Source organism: Actinomadura sp. 21ATH (assembly GCF_041951345.1).
In the GTDB taxonomy this organism is placed as follows: Bacteria; Actinomycetota; Actinomycetes; order Streptosporangiales; family Streptosporangiaceae; genus Spirillospora.
This window is the reverse complement of sequence record NZ_JBGNUR010000012.1, coordinates 43741-62665: the sequence shown is the minus strand read 5'-3', so window position 1 is coordinate 62665 and position 18925 is coordinate 43741. Positions and strand designations below refer to the sequence as shown.

At 70.3% G+C, this 18925-nt stretch carries 20 protein-coding genes, 1 tRNA gene and 1 pseudogene; 17 read left to right on the top strand and 5 right to left on the bottom strand.

Translation table 11 applies throughout. The annotated features are described in order from the left end of the window. The first annotated feature begins 91 nt into the window (after nucleotides 1–91). From ACA361_RS28975 to ACA361_RS28960, 4 genes are all read left to right on the top strand, one after another. Nucleotides 92–325, top strand: a complete 234-nt coding sequence (locus ACA361_RS28975; protein ID WP_375017086.1) for a hypothetical protein — start codon at nucleotides 92–94, stop codon at nucleotides 323–325. After that, complete coding sequence (locus ACA361_RS28970; protein WP_375017083.1) at nucleotides 325–1188, top strand: SAM-dependent methyltransferase; 864 nt, start codon at nucleotides 325–327, stop codon at nucleotides 1186–1188. The genes ACA361_RS28975 and ACA361_RS28970 overlap by 1 nt, the downstream gene beginning before the upstream one ends. 110 nt (nucleotides 1189–1298) lie before the next feature. Further along, the gene (locus tag ACA361_RS28965; protein WP_375017080.1) at nucleotides 1299–1649 is read left to right on the top strand and encodes a hypothetical protein; all 351 of its coding nucleotides are present in this window, start codon (nucleotides 1299–1301) and stop codon (nucleotides 1647–1649) included. Between the two features lie 89 nt (nucleotides 1650–1738). Beyond that, nucleotides 1739–2095 carry a recombinase family protein gene (locus ACA361_RS28960; RefSeq protein ID WP_375017078.1) on the top strand — a complete coding sequence of 119 codons (357 nt, stop codon included), beginning with the start codon at nucleotides 1739–1741 and terminating at the stop codon, nucleotides 2093–2095. A gap of 87 nt (nucleotides 2096–2182) precedes the next feature. On the opposite strand, the gene ACA361_RS28955 is transcribed toward ACA361_RS28960, so the two are convergent. Beyond that, on the bottom strand, nucleotides 2183–2563 hold the full coding sequence (locus ACA361_RS28955) for a GntR family transcriptional regulator (RefSeq protein ID WP_375017075.1): 381 nt from the start codon (nucleotides 2561–2563) through the stop codon (nucleotides 2183–2185). A 127-nt stretch (nucleotides 2564–2690) separates the two neighbouring features. Here ACA361_RS28955 and ACA361_RS28950 point away from each other — a divergent pair, with 127 nt between their 5' ends. The 8 genes from ACA361_RS28950 to ACA361_RS28915 all read left to right on the top strand — a co-directional run bounded on the left by ACA361_RS28950 (nucleotide 2691) and on the right by ACA361_RS28915 (nucleotide 9104). Beyond that, nucleotides 2691–3032: a hypothetical protein gene (locus tag ACA361_RS28950; RefSeq protein WP_375017072.1), complete on the top strand. Its 342-nt coding sequence runs from the start codon at nucleotides 2691–2693 to the stop codon at nucleotides 3030–3032. Next, nucleotides 3032–4378: an FtsK/SpoIIIE domain-containing protein gene (locus ACA361_RS28945; protein WP_375017069.1), complete on the top strand. Its 1347-nt coding sequence runs from the start codon at nucleotides 3032–3034 to the stop codon at nucleotides 4376–4378. Before ACA361_RS28950 ends, ACA361_RS28945 begins: the two co-directional genes overlap by 1 nt. Nucleotides 4379–4564: 186 nt before the next feature. After that, nucleotides 4565–5302: a DUF2637 domain-containing protein gene (locus ACA361_RS28940; RefSeq protein WP_375017066.1), complete on the top strand. Its 738-nt coding sequence runs from the start codon at nucleotides 4565–4567 to the stop codon at nucleotides 5300–5302. A gap of 24 nt (nucleotides 5303–5326) precedes the next feature. Continuing rightward, complete coding sequence (locus ACA361_RS28935; RefSeq protein WP_375017063.1) at nucleotides 5327–5716, top strand: hypothetical protein; 390 nt, start codon at nucleotides 5327–5329, stop codon at nucleotides 5714–5716. Continuing rightward, nucleotides 5716–6006: a hypothetical protein gene (locus ACA361_RS28930; RefSeq protein WP_375017060.1), complete on the top strand. Its 291-nt coding sequence runs from the start codon at nucleotides 5716–5718 to the stop codon at nucleotides 6004–6006. Before ACA361_RS28935 ends, ACA361_RS28930 begins: the two co-directional genes overlap by 1 nt. Before the next feature lie 94 nt (nucleotides 6007–6100). Then, nucleotides 6101–7498, top strand: coding sequence for a replication initiator (locus tag ACA361_RS28925; RefSeq protein WP_375017057.1), 1398 nt, complete (start codon nucleotides 6101–6103; stop codon nucleotides 7496–7498). Continuing rightward, on the top strand, nucleotides 7495–7752 hold the full coding sequence (locus ACA361_RS28920) for an excisionase family DNA-binding protein (RefSeq protein WP_375017055.1): 258 nt from the start codon (nucleotides 7495–7497) through the stop codon (nucleotides 7750–7752). Before ACA361_RS28925 ends, ACA361_RS28920 begins: the two co-directional genes overlap by 4 nt. After that, complete coding sequence (locus ACA361_RS28915; RefSeq protein WP_375017053.1) at nucleotides 7752–9104, top strand: tyrosine-type recombinase/integrase; 1353 nt, start codon at nucleotides 7752–7754, stop codon at nucleotides 9102–9104. The genes ACA361_RS28920 and ACA361_RS28915 overlap by 1 nt, the downstream gene beginning before the upstream one ends. Nucleotides 9105–9192: 88 nt before the next feature. On the opposite strand, the gene ACA361_RS28910 is transcribed toward ACA361_RS28915, so the two are convergent. Next, nucleotides 9193–9266, bottom strand: a tRNA-Gly gene (locus ACA361_RS28910). 99 nt (nucleotides 9267–9365) lie between these two features. Here ACA361_RS28910 and dcd point away from each other — a divergent pair. The 4 genes and pseudogenes from dcd (at nucleotide 9366) to ACA361_RS28890 (ending at nucleotide 13157) form a co-directional block, all read left to right on the top strand. Then, complete coding sequence (gene dcd, locus ACA361_RS28905) at nucleotides 9366–9941, top strand: dCTP deaminase (RefSeq protein ID WP_375017050.1); 576 nt, start codon at nucleotides 9366–9368, stop codon at nucleotides 9939–9941. A 114-nt stretch (nucleotides 9942–10055) separates the two neighbouring features. Then, entirely contained in the window at nucleotides 10056–11387 is a 1332-nt protein-coding gene (locus tag ACA361_RS28900) for a glycine betaine/L-proline ABC transporter ATP-binding protein (protein ID WP_375017048.1), read from the top strand. Between the two features lie 121 nt (nucleotides 11388–11508). Then, nucleotides 11509–12246, top strand: a pseudogene (locus tag ACA361_RS28895) (ABC transporter permease); the annotation flags it as partial. 26 nt (nucleotides 12247–12272) lie between these two features. After that, nucleotides 12273–13157, top strand: a complete 885-nt coding sequence (locus ACA361_RS28890) for a glycine betaine ABC transporter substrate-binding protein (RefSeq protein WP_375017045.1) — start codon at nucleotides 12273–12275, stop codon at nucleotides 13155–13157. Nucleotides 13158–13208: 51 nt separating this feature from the next. On the opposite strand, the gene ACA361_RS28885 is transcribed toward ACA361_RS28890, so the two are convergent. Continuing rightward, complete coding sequence (locus tag ACA361_RS28885; RefSeq protein WP_375017043.1) at nucleotides 13209–13961, bottom strand: ZIP family metal transporter; 753 nt, start codon at nucleotides 13959–13961, stop codon at nucleotides 13209–13211. 80 nt (nucleotides 13962–14041) lie between these two features. Next, nucleotides 14042–14800 carry a hypothetical protein gene (locus tag ACA361_RS28880; RefSeq protein ID WP_375017040.1) on the bottom strand — a complete coding sequence of 253 codons (759 nt, stop codon included), beginning with the start codon at nucleotides 14798–14800 and terminating at the stop codon, nucleotides 14042–14044. A 149-nt stretch (nucleotides 14801–14949) separates the two neighbouring features. On the opposite strand from ACA361_RS28880, the gene ACA361_RS28875 reads away from it, so the two are divergent. Next, nucleotides 14950–16611 (top strand): BTAD domain-containing putative transcriptional regulator, encoded by a 1662-nt coding sequence (locus ACA361_RS28875; protein WP_375017038.1) that lies wholly within the window; start codon nucleotides 14950–14952, stop codon nucleotides 16609–16611. Between the two features lie 33 nt (nucleotides 16612–16644). On the opposite strand, the gene ACA361_RS28870 is transcribed toward ACA361_RS28875, so the two are convergent. Further along, nucleotides 16645–18798 carry a (Fe-S)-binding protein gene (locus tag ACA361_RS28870; protein WP_375017436.1) on the bottom strand — a complete coding sequence of 718 codons (2154 nt, stop codon included), beginning with the start codon at nucleotides 18796–18798 and terminating at the stop codon, nucleotides 16645–16647. Between the last annotated feature and the right edge of the window lie 127 nt (nucleotides 18799–18925).

Here is an 18925-nt window from a genome sequence, read left to right as displayed (position 1 = left end):
ACACCGGCTGAGTGGTGCGCTGGGTGAGGGTCGGTTGCATCTGGCGGCGTTGGATGCGGTGCTGGTGCATCGGTCGGCGGAGCCGTTGGGGGTGGATCGGCCGTTCGGGCTGGCGTGCGGGGTGGTGAGCCGGGACGGGGCGGCGCCGGTACTGAACGTGATCCACGTGGACCGGCCGGAACGATCGGTGGACGTGGAGGCCGAACGCGTCGGGGGGCGCTGGTGGTACCGGGACGCCGAGACCGGTGAGGGCCTGGTGCCGGTGGATGAGGTCGACAAGGCACCGGCCGTGCTGGCTCGTGTCCTGGCGCGGGGAGTGGAGTGATGGCACGGCGCTTCGATGAACCCTCCGAGGTGCCGCCGGTGGTGCCTGACGGGGCGCCGTTCGATGTGCGAGAGGCGTTGGAGCACACGATGCGGCGGCCGTCCACGGCGCGCATGTACGACGTGTTCCTGGGCGGCAAGGACAACTACGCCGAAGATCGGGATGCGGCGGAAGCGGTGGAGAAGGTGGCGCCGTCGATTCCGAGGGCGGCGCGGGACAATCGGGCGTTCATGGCGCGGGCGGTGGCCTGGTGCGCGCAACAGGGCATAGAGCAGATCATCGACCTGGGCACCGGGTTCCCCACCGAACCGAACGCTTTGGACACCGCGCGGCGGTTCATGCCCGATGCGGTGGTGGTCGGCGTCGACCATGATCCGGTGGTGCTGGCGCACGCGCAGGGGCCGGCTGGGATGTCGGTCCTGCCCGGTGACATCCGCGACCCCGGCGCCGTGATCGCGGGGCTGAGTGAGTGGATCGAGTGGGAAGAGCCGGTGGCGGTGCTGATGGTGGCGGTGCTGCACTTCATCGCCGACGAGGAGGACCCGGCCGGCATCGTGGCGGCCTTCGCTGAACGCCTGGTGCCGGGCAGTGCGGTGGTGATCTCGCACGTGTGCTCCACGGGCGCCGATCCTTCGACGGTGGCCGAGGTGGAGCGGGTGTATGCCGGGTCGACCTCGCCCGGCTCGCGGTTCCGCACGCACGAGGAGATCACGGCACTGTTCGGCGGGCTTCACCTGGTTCCGCCCGGGGTGGTGCAGGTGCAGCACTGGCCGATCGAGCGGGGCCCGGTCACTGATCTGCCGGTGCTGGGCGGCATCGGCACCGTTCCGGCACGGCGACGCAGGAGGCGGCGGCCACGATGACTCTGACGACACGACTCAAGCGGCTGGTTGCTCGCGCCCGTGGCGCCAACGGTGCCGGGCACGGTCGGACCGAACCCGCTCCGGTCCCGCACACGCCGGTGGGAACGAGCGTGGCGGACCGGATCGGCGGGCTGTCCGATCACGCCTTCGATGTGCGGGTGGGGTCCGTGCGCGATGCCGAGGAGCTGTCCCCGGCGGACCTGGCGGAGGCGCTGGAAAGCCTGACGGGCGTGATGGACGAGATCTGGCACACCCTGTCCCCGTTCCAAGAGCGGCTGGAGACCATCCGCAAGGGTGAGACCGTCGCGCGCGCACACACCGGCCGGAGCGTCCATGACCTTGTGGACTCGGCGGCGGTGAACCTGGACTACGGGCGCGATGGCCTCATGGTCGCCCGGCACCTGATCGCAGAAGGCCGCGCAGACCTGATCGCGGCCGAACGTGAGGGCGGCATCGGCTGACCCCTCGTAAGAGACCGGCGCGGCGGTGTGGAGTACCCCCGTAACCACACCGCCGCGCCTTCCACCTGCCCGGATACAGAAAGAACGGCATGCAGCTTCGCAGCGCAGGACGCTACCGCCCCAAAGAGGCGGCTGCCCTGCTCGGTGTCTCCCCTAAAACGCTGGACCGCTGGGAGCAAGCGGGCCGGCTGACCGCGGTTCGCACCGCGGGCGGTCATCGCCGCTACCCGGTGGAAGACGTGCACCGGCTGATGCATGTGGAGCGCCGGGGCGCCTGCTACCAGATCATTTTGGGCTGCTCCCTGCGCGACAGCGCAGCAACGGCGCTCACCTCGGTGGTCCATCACCACTTCGGCGGAGACGGCGCGGCGGCCCTGACCGAACTGGCCGCCCTCTTCGCCCTCACGGTGATCGTCGTTGAGCCTGAGCCGTCCGGAGAGAGCTAGAAACCCGCCTGTGTGCTGCGGGCCTGGCATTACGCCGCTTCCGGCAGCTCTCGCGAGGAGAGCCGGGTAGCTACGCCGGGACTCGGCTCACAGGTCCCGTGTCCGCTCGTCAAGCTCGTCCAGCCTGGAACTCAGCCGCCGGAGATGGCCCCGGATTTCCTGGAGTTGTGAGAAGAGGAGTGTGAACTCCTCACTCCGTTCCACCGGGGCCTCTTCGGCGTCTCGCATGTCCGGGGTGGCGATGACGGTTGCCCCTCGCGCTCCCTGCCGGGTCGTGACCAGGCCCTCTTCCTTCAGAACGGCGATCGCGTTGCTGACGGTCATGCCGGACACGTCAAAGATGTCGGCCAGCTTGGCGCCTGGCGGCAGTGTCTCCCCCACTGGGTACCGGCCCGATGCGATGTCACGGCGCAGCTCGTCAGCGATGCGCACGTACGGCTTGCGACGGTCCACCGGGCCTTTTCCCATGTCAGGCAGTGTACGCCTACGGCTAGGTCTCTAGGTACCTAAGGAAAAAATCGGCCACTCGCTTGACTTATCAAGGTACCTAGGTATCTTTGTAACTAGAAACACCCCTCAAGCCCCGGAGGCTGACATGCGCAACATGCCCATCGACCTGTCCAACCTGGCGTTCGTGTGCGTCTCGCCGCCGCGCCCGAAGCTGGTGAGCCAGGAGACGGGAGAGGTCAAGCTCGACAAGAACGGCGAGGCGGTCTATCAGGTGGGGCTGTCGTGCTCGAACGAGGCGGGTCGGGTCGACCTGCTGACGGTCGCGGTGACCGGTGACCCCGGCGTCGCGCTGGGCCAGGTGGTGACGCCGGTCGGGCTGGTCGGTTTCTACTGGGAGCAGACGCTCAACGGTGAGCGGCGCTCGGGCGTGGCGTTCCGCGCGGAGCGGGTCGTGGCGGTCGGCGGCGAGGCTGCGGCGGCTGCCTGATGGACGCCTCCACGCTCTACCCGGTGCTCGGGGTCCTGGCCGCTGCGGCGGCCGGGCTCTGGGCCTGGGCGCGCTGGTCGCCGCTGTCGTTCTGGTACGGCGTGGCCTTCCCGATCCGGGTCGTGCGGGTGTACCTCACCTGGCGTTCGGTGGCCTCGGGCTGCAAGCTCACCCGCCGCAAGCGGGCCTGGCGGGTCACCCTGGACGCGATTCCGGTCGTGGGGCCGGCGGCCCGGACGGCGGCGACGGTGGTCGAGCACAAGCGGCGGGTGCGGCGGGTGGATGTCGAGCAGGCTCCGCGGTTGGGGCTGATGCTCCCGACTCCGTACGGGTGGCGGCTGCGGGTCAAGCTGCTCGACGGGCAGGTGCCCGACGATTACGCCAAGGTCGCTGAGCGGCTGGCGCACTCGTGGCGGGCGCATGGCGTGCGGGTGCTGGAGGACGGGCCCAAGCGGGTCAGTCTGCTGGCCACCCGGCGTGACCCGCTCCAGCTCGTCACGGTGACCGGCGGCGGCTCGGGTGACCTGCTGGTGGTGCGTCCGGGGGTGCTGGAGAACGGCGAACCGTGGGTGATGGACTTCCGCACCGTCCCGCACTGGCTAATCGTCGGCGCGACGCAGTCGGGGAAGTCGAACCTGGCCAACGCGGTCATCAGGGCGCTGGCTCCTCAGCCGGTGGCCCTCATCGGGTTCGACCTCAAGGGCGGGGTGGAGTTCACCCCGTACGCGCCGCGGCTGTCGGCGCTGGCCACCACCCGCAAAGAGTCGGTGGATCTGCTGGCCGACCTGGTGGCCGAGGTGGAAGACCGGATGGCGGTCTGCCGCGCGCACGGTGCCCGCAACATCTGGAAGCTTCCCGACGCCGTGCGGCCGGTGCCGGTCGTCGCGCTGGTGGACGAGGTGGCCGAACTGTTCCTGATGGCCGACAAGTCCGAGAAGGACGAGGTGTCCAAGACCGGTACGGCGCTGCTGCGAGTGGCGCAGCTCGGCCGGGCGTTCGGGGTCTTCCTGATCATCTGCGGTCAGCGCGTCGGCTCCGACCTGGGCCCGGGGGTGACCGCGCTGCGTGCGCAGCTCTCCGGGCGGGTGTGCCACCGGGTCAATGACCCGGAGACGGCGAACATGGCGCTGGGCGACCTCGACCCGGCCGCGCTGGACGTCGCCCGCTCCATCGCCCCGGAGACTCCCGGCGTCGCGGTGGTCGCCGGCCAGGACGGCACCTGGCATCGAGCCCGCGCCGTGCACGTCACCGAACAAGAAGCCGAACAGGCCGCCCTCGACTTCGCGGCTCTGGCTCCGTCCTGGGATGACCTGATCGGTGGTCCCCCAGCCATCGACGCCGCCTAACCCTCCCCCTCCTTCGGCTCGGCGTGAGCCCTGATCGCGCCAGGTCCCTACCCCTCCCATGCCCGAAACCGTCCCGGAGGTGCCCATGTTCGCGCTCTCCTTCCGTCTCCGTCCTGGCGCCGTCCTCGTCCATCCCGGCTCGTCCTGGGTGTCGTCCTCGTCCGTCCCGGCCGCCGGGGGCTCGCGATGACCCGGCGCCTGGTGGCTGCGGTGGCCGACTCCGGGCCGGTGCTCGTCCTGGCCGCCATCGCGGCGGCGGGATCGTTCACCCACATCCGCGACACCGCCGCCGAACACGGTCAAGGCGGCTGGATGGCCTGGGCCGTCGCCGTCTGCATCGACCTCACGTGCGTGATGGCGGCCCGCGAGCGGCAGCGCGACAAGCGCACCGAACGAGACACGGCGCGGCTGTCGTGGCCGACGCTGGTCCTGGTCGGCGGCATCCTGCTGTCCCTGGCGGCCAACCTCGCCCAAGCCGAACCGTCGGTGTGGGGCTGGCTGTCGGCGGCCACTCCCGCCGGCGCCTTCCTCGTCGCCGTCTCGATGCTGGAACGCCGCGCGTCCGGCCCCTGGCCCGCGCCGTCCGCCGTCCCGTCCTCGGACGCGATGCCCGTCCCGCCGTCCTTCGGCCGTCCCGATGTCCCGGCGCCGTCCCCGGCCGTGGCGGACGAACCGCGCCCGGAACCCGCCCCTGTCCCGGACGAGCAGGACGAGCAAACCAAGATCCCCGTTCCCGCCGCTGCGTCGGCTCCTGCTCCTGGTCCGGCTGCTCCGCTGCTCGACTTCGCCCGCCGGGTCGCTGAGGAGCACCGCGCCAAGCACGGCCGCCCGATCACCCGTGACGCGCTCCGGGGCCGCCTGGGCGTGTCCAACCAGCTCGCCTCTGACCTCCTCCGCCAACTCCGCACCGAAACACCCGCCTGAACACCTCACCTCAAGGAGATCACCATGACCGACCACACTCCCGCGCTCGACGCTGACGAGATGGCACACCGGGACCGCATGATCGCGGGCCTGGTCGACCTGGCGGCCTTCCTGGAGGCCAACCCCGGGGTACCCGTCCCCCGGTTCGACTGGACGCTAGGCGTCCCGTCCGGCGTGAGCGTGAACGGGACCACCGACATGCGCCAGCGCGCCGAAATCGACCGCATTGCTGACGAGCTGGGCGTCCCCGTCCTGGACGAGACCCGCGACGGCGGCCACTACATCGCACGGCGCCACTTCGGCCCGGTCACCTATGAAGCCACGCACGTCCCGGCCCGCCGCATGGCCGCCTTTGATGCGCTGCACAGCTACGCCGACAACATGCGGGCCGGCGTCGCCGGTGAGGTGGCCTGATGCCCGCCCGTGAGCTGGCGGCCTGGCGGCTGCGCTGCCGTGCCTGCCAGGTGACCACCGGCGGCCTGACCTGGGTGGGTCTGCTGGGCCTGCGGGGCGGTCCCGCGTGCGCCGCCTGCGGGTCCGGCGAGGTGATTGCACAGGACCCGGCGACCGGAACGGCCATCACCTTCCCGCGCCCGCTCGCCCCGCTCGGCCAGTGGTGGCAGTGCTGCAACTGCGGCGGCACCGGCCTCGACGGCTACGGCGACACCTGCCCGCACTGCGCGGGCCTCGGGCACTGCCAATAGCTCTGAGCGCCCCCGGCGTGGCCACACAACCGCCAAGTTCCGTGCCACGTCGGGGGCCATCCCCAACCGCTAACGGTAAGGAGACCTCCCCATCGTGCCTCACCCCGTCATCACGCCACACGACGCCCGGCTGATGGCCAAGATCCTCGACCGCCCCGACTTCGCCCAGTGGGCGGCCCGCGCCCGCGCAACCGGCGGATGCGCACAGCCGGTCTTCCTGACCGGCACCGTCGACCACATCCACACCGGCACCGGCCAACTCCTGCACCGCTACACCACCGACCGTGAGCCGGACGGGGCACTCCCGGTGGCCTGCAAGACCCGGCGGGCCTCCCGCTGCCCCGCCTGCGCCGAGATCTACCGCGCCGACACCTACCAACTCATCCGCGCGGGCCTGGCCGGCGGCAAAGGCGTACCCGACACGGTGTCAGGGCACCCGGCCGCGTTCGTCACCCTGACCGCGCCCTCGTTCGGCCCCGTGCATGCACGGCGAGCCAAGCCCGGCGGACGTGTCGAGCGCTGCCACCCCCGCCGCGGCGCCAAGCCATGCCCGCATGGCGTGGTCGCCTCCTGCGGCGTCCGCCATGACGAACATGACCTTCGCCTCGGCGAACCGCTGTGCCCCGACTGCTATGACCACGCCGGGACGGTGCTATTCAACGCCCTCGCCCCGGAACTGTGGCGACGCTTCACCCTCGCGCTCCGCCGCTACCTCGCCAAAGCCGCCGGACTTACACAGAAAGAGTTCCGCGAGACGCTCGCGGTCTCCTTCGCCAAGGTCGCCGAATACCAGCGGCGCGGCGTCGTCCACTTCCACGCCGTCATCCGCTTCGACGGACCCGCCGGACCGACCACACTCCCGCCCGGCTGGGCGAACGTCGGCCTCCTGGAGGACGCCGTCCGGCACGCTGCGGCAGCCGTATCGGTCACCACCCCGGCCGCTCCCGGCATGCCTGCGCGATCGCTGGCCTGGGGCTCTCAGGTGGACGTGCGGGCGCTCACGGCCTCCTCGGGCGCGCTGACGCAAGAGGCGGTGGCGGGCTACATCGCCAAGTACGCCACCAAGGCCGCCGAATGCGTCGGCACCCTCGACCGGCGGCTACGCCCTGCTGAGGACCTGGACGAGTTGCCCATCACTCCGCACGCCCGGCGCCTCATGAGCGAATGCCTGCGGCTGGGCGAACTGGAGGAGTTCGCAGACCTGCGGCTCGCCCAGTGGGCTCACATGCTCGGGTTCCGCGGCCACTTCTCCACCAAATCCCGCCGCTACTCCACCACCCTCGGCGCACTCCGCCAAGCCCGCATCGCCTACATCCGCGAGCAGGACCCCGGCTGGCAACCGCCCGACGACCAGGACCCGGACCTGATCATCACCGTCGCCGAATGGCGCTTCCACAGCCAAGGACTCACACGCGGCGAAGCACTCGTCACCGCCGCACTCACCGGAAGACCCCTTCCGCCTCCCGCCTCGACCGACAGGAGAGCCGCATGAGCAAAGCCAAGCCTGACGTGTCACCGATCGACCTCGGCGAACGACTGCTGACCGTTGCTGAGGCAGCCGAGGTGCTGTCGACCTCAGAGCGGTTCCCTCGACGGCTCATCGCGGAGCGGCGGATCCGCTTCGTCCGCCTGGGCGAGCCGGGCAAGCGCGGTTACGTCCGCATCCCTGAGTCGGCGCTCCGCGAGTACATCGCGGGGGGCCTCGTCGAGCCCATGACCACGTCCGACGTCTGGAAGGCTGCCTGATGGCCAAGGGGAACAAGCCGGGTCACCGCCGGTTCGGCAACGTCCGTAAGCGCGACTCGGGCCGCTGGTCGGCCAGTTACATCGGGCCGACCGGTCAGCGTCATTTCGCGCCGGAGACCTTCGAGCGCAAGAGCGATGCGGAGCGCTGGCTGTCGCTGGTGGAGACGCAGATCTACCGGGGCGAGTGGTCCGACCCGGAGCGGGCCAAGATCAAGCTCGGCGAGTACGCGGCGAAGTGGATCGACCAGCGGGCGGGTCTGCGGCCTCGGACGGTGGAGCTGTACCGGTGGCTTCTCAAGAAGCACATCGCGCCTTACCTGGGCGGGGTGCAGCTTGGCAAGCTCAGTACGGCCATGGTGCGTGACTGGCGGTCGGAGCTGCTCGACGCCGGGGTGTCGGCCAGCATGGCGGCCAAGTCGTATCGGCTGCTGCGGGCCGTGCTCATGACGGCGGTCGTCGAGGACAAGCTTCTCAACCGCAACCCGTGCCAGGTCCGCGGGGCCGGCACCGAGACGGCGCCCGAACGTCCCACGCTCACCGTCGCTCAGGTCTTCGAGCTGGCCGAACGGGTGGGTGTGCGGCCGGTCGGCAACTTCCGCAAGCTGGACTCGGGGGAGTACCGCGTGCGCTACCGGGTCAAGGGCGGGGTCATGCGGCGGTTCCCGCAGACCTTCGCTACCCGGCTCGCAGCCGAGCGGGCGCTGTGGAAACTGGCTGAGGACGGGCACGCGGACACCGTGCAGGATGACCGGCTGCGGGCGTTCATCCTGCTCGCCGCGTTCGCAAGCCTGCGGTGGGGCGAGATCACCGCGCTCCGGCGGTGCGACATCGACACCGTGAACCGCACCGTCCGGGTACGGGCCGCGTACGTCGAGCAGGCCAACGGCAAGATGCTTCTCGGACCTCCCAAGTCCAAGGCCGGGCGGCGAACCGTGGCCATTCCGGCGGCCATCGTGCCGTACCTGGTGGCGCACCTGGAGAAGTACACCAAGGCCGGTGATGACGCCCTGGTCTTCACCGGCGTCAAGGGCGGGCCGCTGCGGCGGAGCGGGTTCAACAAGGCCACGCGGTGGCGCCACGTGGTGGAGGCACTCGGCGTCCCGAACCTGCACTTCCATGACCTTCGGCACACAGGTAACACGCTGGCGGCTGACATGGGCGTCTCGCTGCGCAACCTCATGGCGCGTATGGGGCACGACAACGAGCGGGCCGCGCTGCGGTACCAGCACCGCTCCAACAACGCTGACCGGGCCATCGCGGACGGCTTCGACGCGCTGATGGAGGCGGAGCGGAAGCGGGACGAGGACGAGGGGGACGACGGGGCGGCCGGGAAGCTCGTGCCCGTGGCCTAATTGCCCGCTAATTGCCCGTGGGGCTCTGACCCCTCAAACGATCAAGGCCCAGTGTTCGGGAGCGTGTCCCGGACCTGGGCCTTTGTTGTGGAGCGGGTGACGGGAATCGAACCCGCGCTGTCAGCTTGGGAAGCTGAAGTTCTACCATTGAACTACACCCGCTTGGCGTGCGGTGGGTACCGCGCCTCGGACATCGTACCGGATGGGGCGAGGTCGGGGGGACGCTGCGAGGGGTGGGACGGAGCCGGTAGCTTTTCTGACGTGCTGCTCTCCGATCGCGACATCAGGTTCGAGCTCGAGTCCGGGCGGGTGAAGATCGATCCCCATGACCCGGGGATGGTCCAGCCGTCGAGTGTGGACGTGCGTCTGGACCGGTTCTTCCGAGTGTTCGAGAACCACAAGTACCCGCACATCGATCCGGCGGTCGAGCAGGTCGACCTGACGCGGATGATCGAGGTGGCGGCGGACGAGGCGTTCGTGCTGCATCCCGGGGAGTTCGTGCTGGCCTCGACGTACGAGGTGTTCGCGCTGCCCGACGATCTGGCGGCGCGGCTGGAGGGGAAGAGTTCGCTGGGGCGGCTCGGGCTGCTGACGCACTCGACGGCGGGGTGGATCGACCCGGGGTTCAGCGGGCACGTGACGCTGGAGCTGTCGAACGTGGCGACGCTGCCGATCAAGCTGTGGCCGGGGATGAAGATCGGGCAGATGTGCCTCTTCAGGACCAGTTCGCCGGCCGAGTATCCGTACGGGTCGGAGAAGTACGGGTCGCGCTATCAGGATCAGCGGGGGCCCACGCCGTCGCGGTCGTACCTGAACTTTCACCGGACGCGGGTCTGACCCTTCACCGCAGGTCGGACCATGTGACGCAGATCACCAAAAGATGAAACATGCTCGCGAGGCGGGTAGTTTCGTTCGACGCGTGGTGTTGACGTCCGGTTGACCTTCTTTTGTGTGCTGCACATCTCCTTCCGGGCGCCCGCCCCACTGGCAGGACGTTCATCGAGTCAGTTTCCCTCAGAAGGGGGAACCCGGAAGGAGAACGTGTCCATACTGCGCGCTGAAAGCGTTACCAAATTGTTCGGCCGTAAGGTCGGGGAGGCACAGCGAAAACTCGGCGCCGGCGCGGCGCCGGAGGAGGTACGGGCCCTGGGCGTGACCGCGGCCGTGGTGGACGCCACGTTCGAGGTCGAGCAGGGCGAGATCTTCGTGGTCATGGGGCTGTCGGGATCGGGGAAGTCGACCCTGATCCGGATGCTCAACGGGCTGCTGGAGCCCACCAGCGGTGTCATCGAGATCGATGGCAAGGACATCGCGAAGCTGACCGGGAAGCCGCTGCGGGCGCTGCGGCAGGACAAGGTCAGCATGGTGTTCCAGCACTTCGCGCTGTTCCCCCATCGGACGGTTCTGGAGAACGCCGCGTACGGCCTGGAGGTCCGCGGGTTCTCGAAGGAGGAACGTGCCAAGAAGGCGCGTGAGTTCCTGAGTCAGGTGGGTCTGGAGGGCTGGGAGGACAAGCTTCCCGGCCAGTTGTCGGGCGGTATGCAGCAGCGGGTCGGGCTCGCCCGGGCGCTGGCGGCGGGCACCGACATCATCCTGATGGACGAGGCGTTCAGCGCTCTCGATCCGCTCATTCGCCGGGAGATGCAGGATCTGCTGCTGGATCTGCAGTCGCGGCTGAACAAGACGGTCGTGTTCATCACGCACGACCTGAACGAGGCGATGCGGATCGGTGACCGGATCGCGGTGATGCGGGAGGGCCGCATCGTGCAGATCGGCACCGCCGAGGAGATCCTCACCGATCCGGCCAACGACTACGTGGCGCAGTTCGTCGCCGACGTGGACCGGACGCGGGTGCTGACCGCGGCGTCGGTGATGGAGAACCCGCTGGTGACCGTTCCGGCCAATACGGGGCCGCGGACGGCGCTGCGGACGATGCGCGAGCACCAGACGTCGGCGGCGTTCGTGGTGGGCCGCGACCGGAAGCTGATCGGCAAGGTGACCGGTGCCGCGGTGGCCGACGCCGTGCAGGACGGGGTGCAGACCCTGGACGAGTTGATCGATCCCGAGGACCTGGAGCCGGTGGGCCCGGAGACTCCCGTGGCCGATCTGTTCGCCCGGAGTGCGGAGAGCGATCTTCCCGTGCCGGTGGCCGGTCCGGACGGCGTGCTGCTGGGGGTCATCCCCCGGGTCACGCTGCTGGCGGCGCTGGGTGCGATCAACACCCATGTGACCGAAGTGATCACCGATGAGGTCAGCAAGGAGGGCAGTGCCGTTGACGCTTGATGTGGAGCTGCCCCGCATTCCCGTGGGCGACTGGTTCGACGGCGCCGTCACGTGGCTGACCGACAACCTGGAGTGGCTGTTCGACGCGATCGGCACCGCCGTCGAGGGAACGGTCGAGGGGCTCGTGAGCCTCCTGACGAGCCCGCCCGCGCTGGTGCTGACCGTGGTGTTCGCGCTGATCGCGCTGCTGCTGAGCGGGTGGCGGCTGGGGCTGTTCACGCTGCTCGGGTTCGCGCTGATCGAGAGCATGGAGCTGTGGGAGCCGGCGATGGACTCGCTGGCGCTGGTGCTGGTCGCCGCGGTGGTGGCGGTGGTGATCGCGATCCCGCTGGGGATCGCGGCGGCGCGCAACGACGTGGTGAGCGGCGTCGTGCGGCCCGTGCTGGACCTGATGCAGACGATGCCGGCGTTCGTCTACCTGATCCCGGCGATCTTCTTCTTCAGCATCGGCGTGGTGCCGGGCGTGGTCGCCACCGTGATCTTCGCGCTGCCGCCCGGGGTGCGCCTGACCGAGCTGGGCATCCGCGGTGTGGACGCGGAGATGGTGGAGGCCGGTGAGGCGTTCGGTACGCCGCCCGGCCGGATCCTGGCCCGCATCCAGATCCCGCTGGCGATGCCGTCGATCATGGCCGGGATCAACCAGCTGATCATGCTGGCGCTGTCGATGGTCGTCATCGCCGGGATGGTCGGCGCCGGGGGCCTGGGCAACGAGGTGCTGGAGGGCATCCAGCGGGTCGACATCGCTCAGGGCTTCGAGGGCGGCGTCGCCGTCGTGGTGCTGGCCATCTTCCTGGACCGGATCACCAGCGCGCTGAGCAGGCGTACCGCCGTGTCGCGCGCCATGGCCCAGGTCGCCTGACGTCTAGAGAGAGGAACGTTCCGAGTATGCGCTTCAAATTCATGGGTGTGGCCGCGGCGGCGCTCGCGCTGTCGCTGGGGCTGTCGGCCTGCGGCGGCGGGGACTCCGGGTCCGGCGGCGAGGGCGACAAGAAGCTGACCATCGGCCTGGTGGCCGGCTGGGCGGAGGGCGAGGCCGCCACCGCCCTGTGGGAGAAGATGCTGGAGGACAAGGGTTACGAGGTCGACGTCAAGACGCTCGACGCCGGTCCGCTCTACGCGGGCATGGCGAAGGGCGACATCGACCTGTACCTGGACGCCTGGCTGCCGTTCACTCATGAGGACTACTGGAAGCAGTACGGCGACAAGCTCGAGAAGATCTCGATCTGGTACGACAACGCCCCGCTGACCATCGCGGTGCCGAACTACTCGCCGCTGAAGTCCCTGGAGGACCTCAAGGGCAAGGGCTCCACCTACGGTGGCAAGATCATCGGCATCGAGAAGAGCTCCGGGCTCTACCGCGTGTCCAAGGAGGACATGCTGCCCGCGTACGGTCTCGAGGGCGAGTACGAGGTGACCACCTCGTCGACGGCGGCCATGCTCGCGGAGCTGAAGAAGGCCACCGACGCCAAGAAGGACATCGTCGTGACGCTGTGGCGGCCGCACTGGGCGTACGCCAAGTTCCCGATCCGCGACCTGGCGGACCCGAAGGGCGCGATGGGCAAGCCCGACGCGATGAACATCGTCGGGCGCGAGGGCTTCTCGAAGGACCAGGCGGAGGTCGCCGGCTGGCTGAAGAAGTTCAAGATGAACGACCAGCAGCTGGGCACCCTTGAGGACCTGATGGAGAACAAGCACAAGGGCAAGCCCGAGCAGGCCGTCAACGAGTGGCTCCAGGCGAACCCGAACTTCGTCAAGGGCATCACCGGCTGACGCCCCCCGGGGAACGAGTGGAGGGGCCGTCCGATCCGTTCGGGCGGCCCTTCACTCCGCGACGCCGACGATGAGCAGCACGGCCAGCACGCCGAGGCCGGTGGCGGCGAGCGTGAGGGCGCGCGGGTGGCGGCTGTGCGCCTCGGGGAGGATCTCGGCGGCCGCCAGGTAGAGCAGGACGCCCGCGAAGAAGCCGAGGTAGGGCCCGAGCACGCCGTCCGGTACGGCGATCACGGAGCCCGCGGCGGCCCCGGCGACGGGGGCGAGGGCGTCGGCGAACAGGAGCGCCAGCGCGGGACGGCGGTCCGCGCGGTTCAGCGAGGCCGCGGTGAACGTGTTGAAGCCGTCGGCGAAGTCGTGCGCGATCACCGCCAGCGCGACGAAGACCCCGGTGCCGGTCCCGGCCTGGAAGCCGAGGCCGATGCTGAGGCCGTCGACGAAGCTGTGCGCGACGAGCGCACAGGCCGCCAGGATCCCCGCCCGTCCCGCGCCCGCGTGCCCGTGGCCGTGGGGGTGCTCGTGCGGCGCGTACTCCCCCTCGTGCGCCTGGTGGATCGCCGCGGCCTGCTCGGTGACGTGCAGCAGCAGGAACCCCAGCGCGAACCCGATCATCGGCCCGGGCACGCCCAGCGGGCCGCCGGGGGACTGCTCCAGCGACTCCGGTACGAGGTCGAACGCGACCACGCCGAGGATGAGCCCGCCGGCCAGCCCCAGCACCAGGTGCCGGCGGTCCCGCACGCGCATGGCGACGAGGCCCCCGGTGAGGGTCATCAGGAACGCGACCACCGCGAGGACCAGCGCCATGTGCCGGTCCTACCAGGCGGTCCCGGCGTACGGGGCGACCCGCGCCGGTCCTGGAGATCCCTTGACCGGGGGGCGCCGCGTCAGCCCAGCTCGGAGGCGTCGATCACCTCGGCGGCCGGCGGCGGCCGGAGGTCGACGCGGCCGCCGTACTCGATGAAGTCGAGCCGGTTCCGGGGCCCGGCGTCCAGCCGCAGCAGGTAGGGCCGGCCGCGGGTCGCCACGTGGACCTGCTCGCCGTCCGGGCCGGTCAGCGCCACGGCGGGGACGCCGGCGACGTTCCCGGCCGCGCCCTTGGTCCAGCCGCCTCCCGCGGACGCGACCATCTCGCGCAGCAGGCCGGAGAGGTCGGCGAAGGACGCGAGCTCGGCGAAGTCCGGGTCCTTGGAGGTCGTCTTGACGTACTTGCCGGACAGCAGCGTCACCACGCTCTGGCCGCCGATGCCCTTCAGGAACTTGTCGTCGCCCTTGAAGTAGACGGTGGAGCCGAGGCGGGTCAGTTCGATGTTCTGGTCGCCGAGCCGGAGCTTCCCGGCGGCGCGCTTCTTCCCGCCGAACCGGAAGTCCAGCGCGATCTCGTCGCCGCCTTCCTTGAACGCGCCCTTGAGCCGGACGGACGGCGCGCCGGCGGTCGCCTCGCGGGCGCGGGCGAGGATCTTCGCGGCGGCCAGCTTCTCGACCCCGTTGGCGGCCTCCGCGGGCGGCGCGGGCGCCGTCGCGGGCGCGGTGGCCTTCTTCTTCTGGACGGTGCTCGTGCCGCCGCCGGAGTCGCAGCCGGCGGTGAGCGCGAGCCCCAGCGCGACCGGCATCGCGGCCAGCGCCGCGGCTTTCGTGGTGAGCATCCCGGAACCCCCTGTCTCGACGTTCGCTGTCACCGAGAAGCGTCATGGGTGCCGATGCGAAAGCTCTGTCGTTATGCTGCGGTTCACTGCGGTACGGCTGACGGGGAGCCGCGCCCTCGCTGCCGCACCGGTGAGCGGAGGTGGTGAGGGTGGCCGAGGACGCCGCCGCGCCGCGCTTCGAGATCCTGGGCCCGCTGCGCGCCTGGAGCGGTGACCGGGAGCTCGACCTGGGCCCGGGCAAGCAGCGGGCCGTTCTGGCCGTCCTGCTGCTGCACCCCAACCGGCCGGTGTCGACGGCCGCGATCGTGGACGCGGTGTGGGGGGACGAGCCGCCCGACAACGGGGCGAACGTCGTCCAGAAGTACGTGGCCGGATTGCGCCGCGTGCTGGAGCCGGACCGGTCGCCGCGCGCGCCGTCGACGCTGCTGACGCTGACCGCCGCCGGGTACGTCCTGCACGTCCCGCCGGACGGCCTGGACGCCGAGGTGTTCCAGAAGCGGGTCCGCGAGGCACTGGCGGTACGGTCGGGCGGCGAGCCGGCGGAGGCGGCCGTGCGGCTGCGCGAGGCGCTGGCGATGTGGCGGGACGCGGCGCTGGCGGGGCTGGACGGCCCGGTGTTCGACGCGGCCAGGGAACGGCTCGTGGAGGAGCGCGCGGCGGCGCTGGAGGCGTGCGCGGAGATCGAGCTGGAGCTGGGGCGGCACCAGCGGCTCGTTCCGGAGCTGATCCGGCTGGTGGCCGACTTCCCGCTGCGGGAGGGGCCGCGCTACCTGCTGATCCTGGCGCTGTACCGGTGCGGCAGGCAGGCGGAGGCGCTGGCGGCGTACCGGGAGGCGCGCGCGTTCCTGGCCGAGGAGTTCGGCGTGGAGCCCGGCGAGCGGCTCCAGAACCTGCATCTGGCGATCCTGCGGTCCGATCCCGGCCTGCTCGCCTGGGCTCCGGTGGACGGCCCCGGCGACCGTCCCGGCCAGGCGGTGGACGCGCCGGAACGGCCCGCGGCCCCTCCGGGCGGCGCGTTCGCCGGCCCCGCGCCCGCGGCCCCCGGGCACGGGCTCGCGCCGTACGCCGCCGGTGCGCACCGGGCCGCGCCGGCCGGCCACCCCGACCTCCACTCGCGCGACCTCCGGCTGCCCACGCCGGTGCGCGCGCTGCTCATCGCCACGCCGATGCTGACGTGCGGGGGCCTGGGCTGGGTGGTGGTGGCGGTCTACGCGGGCCTGCGGCGGAGCGTCCTGACCGGGCTGGCCGCGGCGGGCTACCTGGCGCTGACCGTCTTCGCCTGGCTCACGCTGGGCAGCGGGGACGAGAACGTCCTGCGGCCGATCGACGACGCGGCGATGGTCGCCGGGCTGCTCGGGGCGGGCGGCGCGACGGTGCATCTGGCGCTGCTCACGGGCGGGCCGGGGCCGGGACGGGCGCCGGCCCTCCCCGCCCCGGCGCTGGTCGACATGATCGAGCGGCGGGCGCGGCGCGAGCAGGCGCGCGTCCTGCTGCTGCACCATCCCGCCGTGGCCGCCGAGCTGCGGGTCGGGCGGCCGGACCTGCCGCGGACGTTCGACGACGGCGGGCTGGTGGACGTGAACGCGGTGCCCGAGCACGTCCTGGCGGGGCTGCCGGGCCTCGACCCGTACCACGCGAAGCTGATCGTGGCGGTGCGGGACGCGCGGGGCCCGTACGCGTCCATCGACGACCTCATCGGCCGCGGCGTCGTGCCGGCGCACGTCCTGCGGGCGCTGCACGAGGTCCTCGTCGCCGTCCCGCAGCCCGTGGATGCGCCGCCGCCCATAACGGAGAAGGCCCCCGGCGCCTAACGCGCCAGGGGCCCTCCACGTACGACGGCCGCGTCACTCGGCGGGGACGGGCTCCTTCTCCTGCTCGGCGGGCGGCGCGCCGCCCTCGCCCTTGATCGAGCGGATGAGCAGCTGGGAGACGTCCACGACCTCCAGGGACTCCTTGGCGTCGCCGGAGTTCTTCTTCTCGTTGATGGCGTCGCCGAGCATGACCAGGCAGAACGGGCACGCGGTGGAGACGGTGTCGGGGTTCGTGGTCAGCGCCTCGTCCACCCGCTCGGTGTTGATGCGCTTGCCGATCCGCTCCTCCATCCACATCCGGGCGCCGCCGGCGCCGCAGCAGAAGCCGCGGTCCTTGTGCCGGTGCATCTCCTGCGTCTTGACGCCGGGGACCTTGGCCATGATGTCGCGGGGCTGCTTGTAGACCTTGTTGTGGCGGCCCAGGAAGCAGGGGTCGTGGTAGGTGATGTTCTCCTCGATCGGGGTGACCGGGGTGAGCTTCCCTTCCTCGACCAGGTGCGCGAGCAGCTGGGTGTGGTGGACGACCTCGTAGTTCCCGCCGATCTGCGGGTACTCGTTGGCGAGGGTGTTGAAGCAGTGCGGGCAGGTCGCGACGATCTTCTTGGCGCCCGCGTCGTTCAGCGTCTCGACGTTCTGCTGGCCGAGCATCTGGAAGACGAACTCCATGCCCAGCCGGCGGGCCGGGTCACCGGTGCACGCCTCCATCGGGCCGAGCACGGCGAACTTGACGCCCGCGATGTGCAGCAGCTCGGCGACGGCCTTGGTGGTCTTCTTGGCCCGGTCCTCCAGGGCGCCGGCGCAGCCGACCCAGAACAGGTACTCGGTGTCCTCGGGCAGCTTCTCGTCGACGACCTCGACCTCGAAGTCCAGCTCCTCGATCCACTCGAGGCGCTTCATCTCGGACATGCCCCACGGGTTGCCCTTGTTCTCCAGGTTCTTCAGCATGACGCCGGCCTCGCTCGGGAACGAGGACTCGATCATCACCTGGAAGCGGCGCATGTCGAGGATGTGGTCGATGTGCTCGATGTCCACCGGGCACTGCTCGACGCAGGCACCGCAGTTGGTGCAGGACCACAGCACGTCGGGGTGGATGACGCCGTCCTCGGCGACGAGCTCCTTGTCCACCTGCATCGCGAGCTTCTGCTCGTCGGTGAACTTCTCGCGCTCCTCCTCGGACGCGAGCATGTACGGCGCCTTGGCGAACGCGTGGTCGCGCAGTTCCAGCACGAGCATCTTCGGCGACAGCGGCTTGCCGGTGTTCCAGGCGGGGCACTGCGACTGGCAACGTCCGCACTCGGTGCAGGTGGCCATGTCGAGGAAGCCCTTCCAGGTGAAGTCCTCGATCTTGCCGCGGCCGAAGGTGTCCTCGTCCGGGTCGGCCTCCTCGAAGTCGAGGGGCTTGCCCTTGCTCATCATCGGCTGGGCGGCGCCGAGGCCGTCCGGGCGGCGCTTGAACATGACGTTCAGCGGGGCGATGAAGATGTGCAGGTGCTTGGAGTTGACGACGATGACCAGGAAGATCAGTGCGACGCCGATGTGCGCCAGCAGGAACGCGGCCTCCAGGAAGACCATGTGGCCGGCCTCGGGGTCGCCGAACTGCTTCATCAGCTGGCCGGTGCCGTAGGAGGCGTAGGCGGCCTTGCCGTAGGAGAAGTTGTCGTTCGCGACCTCCATGCCGCGGAACGCGAACATCGTCCAGATCACGTTGAAGATCATGAACAGGATGACCCAGGCGCCGCCGGTGTGCGAGCCCTTGAACCGCGACTGCCGGTCCAGCTTCTTCGGCGAGTTCCTGATCCGGATGATCGCGAAGACGATCAGGCCCAGCAGGCACGCGAGCGCGATGGTGTCCTGGACGAACCCGATCGGCCCCCAGGTCTGCAGGAACGGGATGTGCGCGTGCAGCCCGAACAGCAGCTGGACGCCCGCCTCCAGGTACACGGTGGCCAGCAGGAAGAAGGCCCACATCACCGCGAAGTGCGCGGCGCCGGCGACGGTCCACTTCAGCAGCTTGCGCTGCCCGAGAACCTCCACCGCCTGTCCCTCGATGGCCTTGGCCGGCTCGCGCTTGACCTGGAGCGTCCGCTCGGGGTCGGGCTGGCCGGTCTTGAAGAGATCCCATAGGAACTTCACCCGCCGGCCGGCCAGCGCTAGCGCCACCGCCGTACCGACGAGCCCAACGATCAACGTGATCGTGTACTGCAAGGTTCCGTCCTCCTGAGGTACGGGCGTCGGCTGTCAGCGTAGGGCTCGCGTCTGACTGCACTTCATCCGGGCCCCGAATACTACTCGGCAGTAGCTTATGTGATGTCCA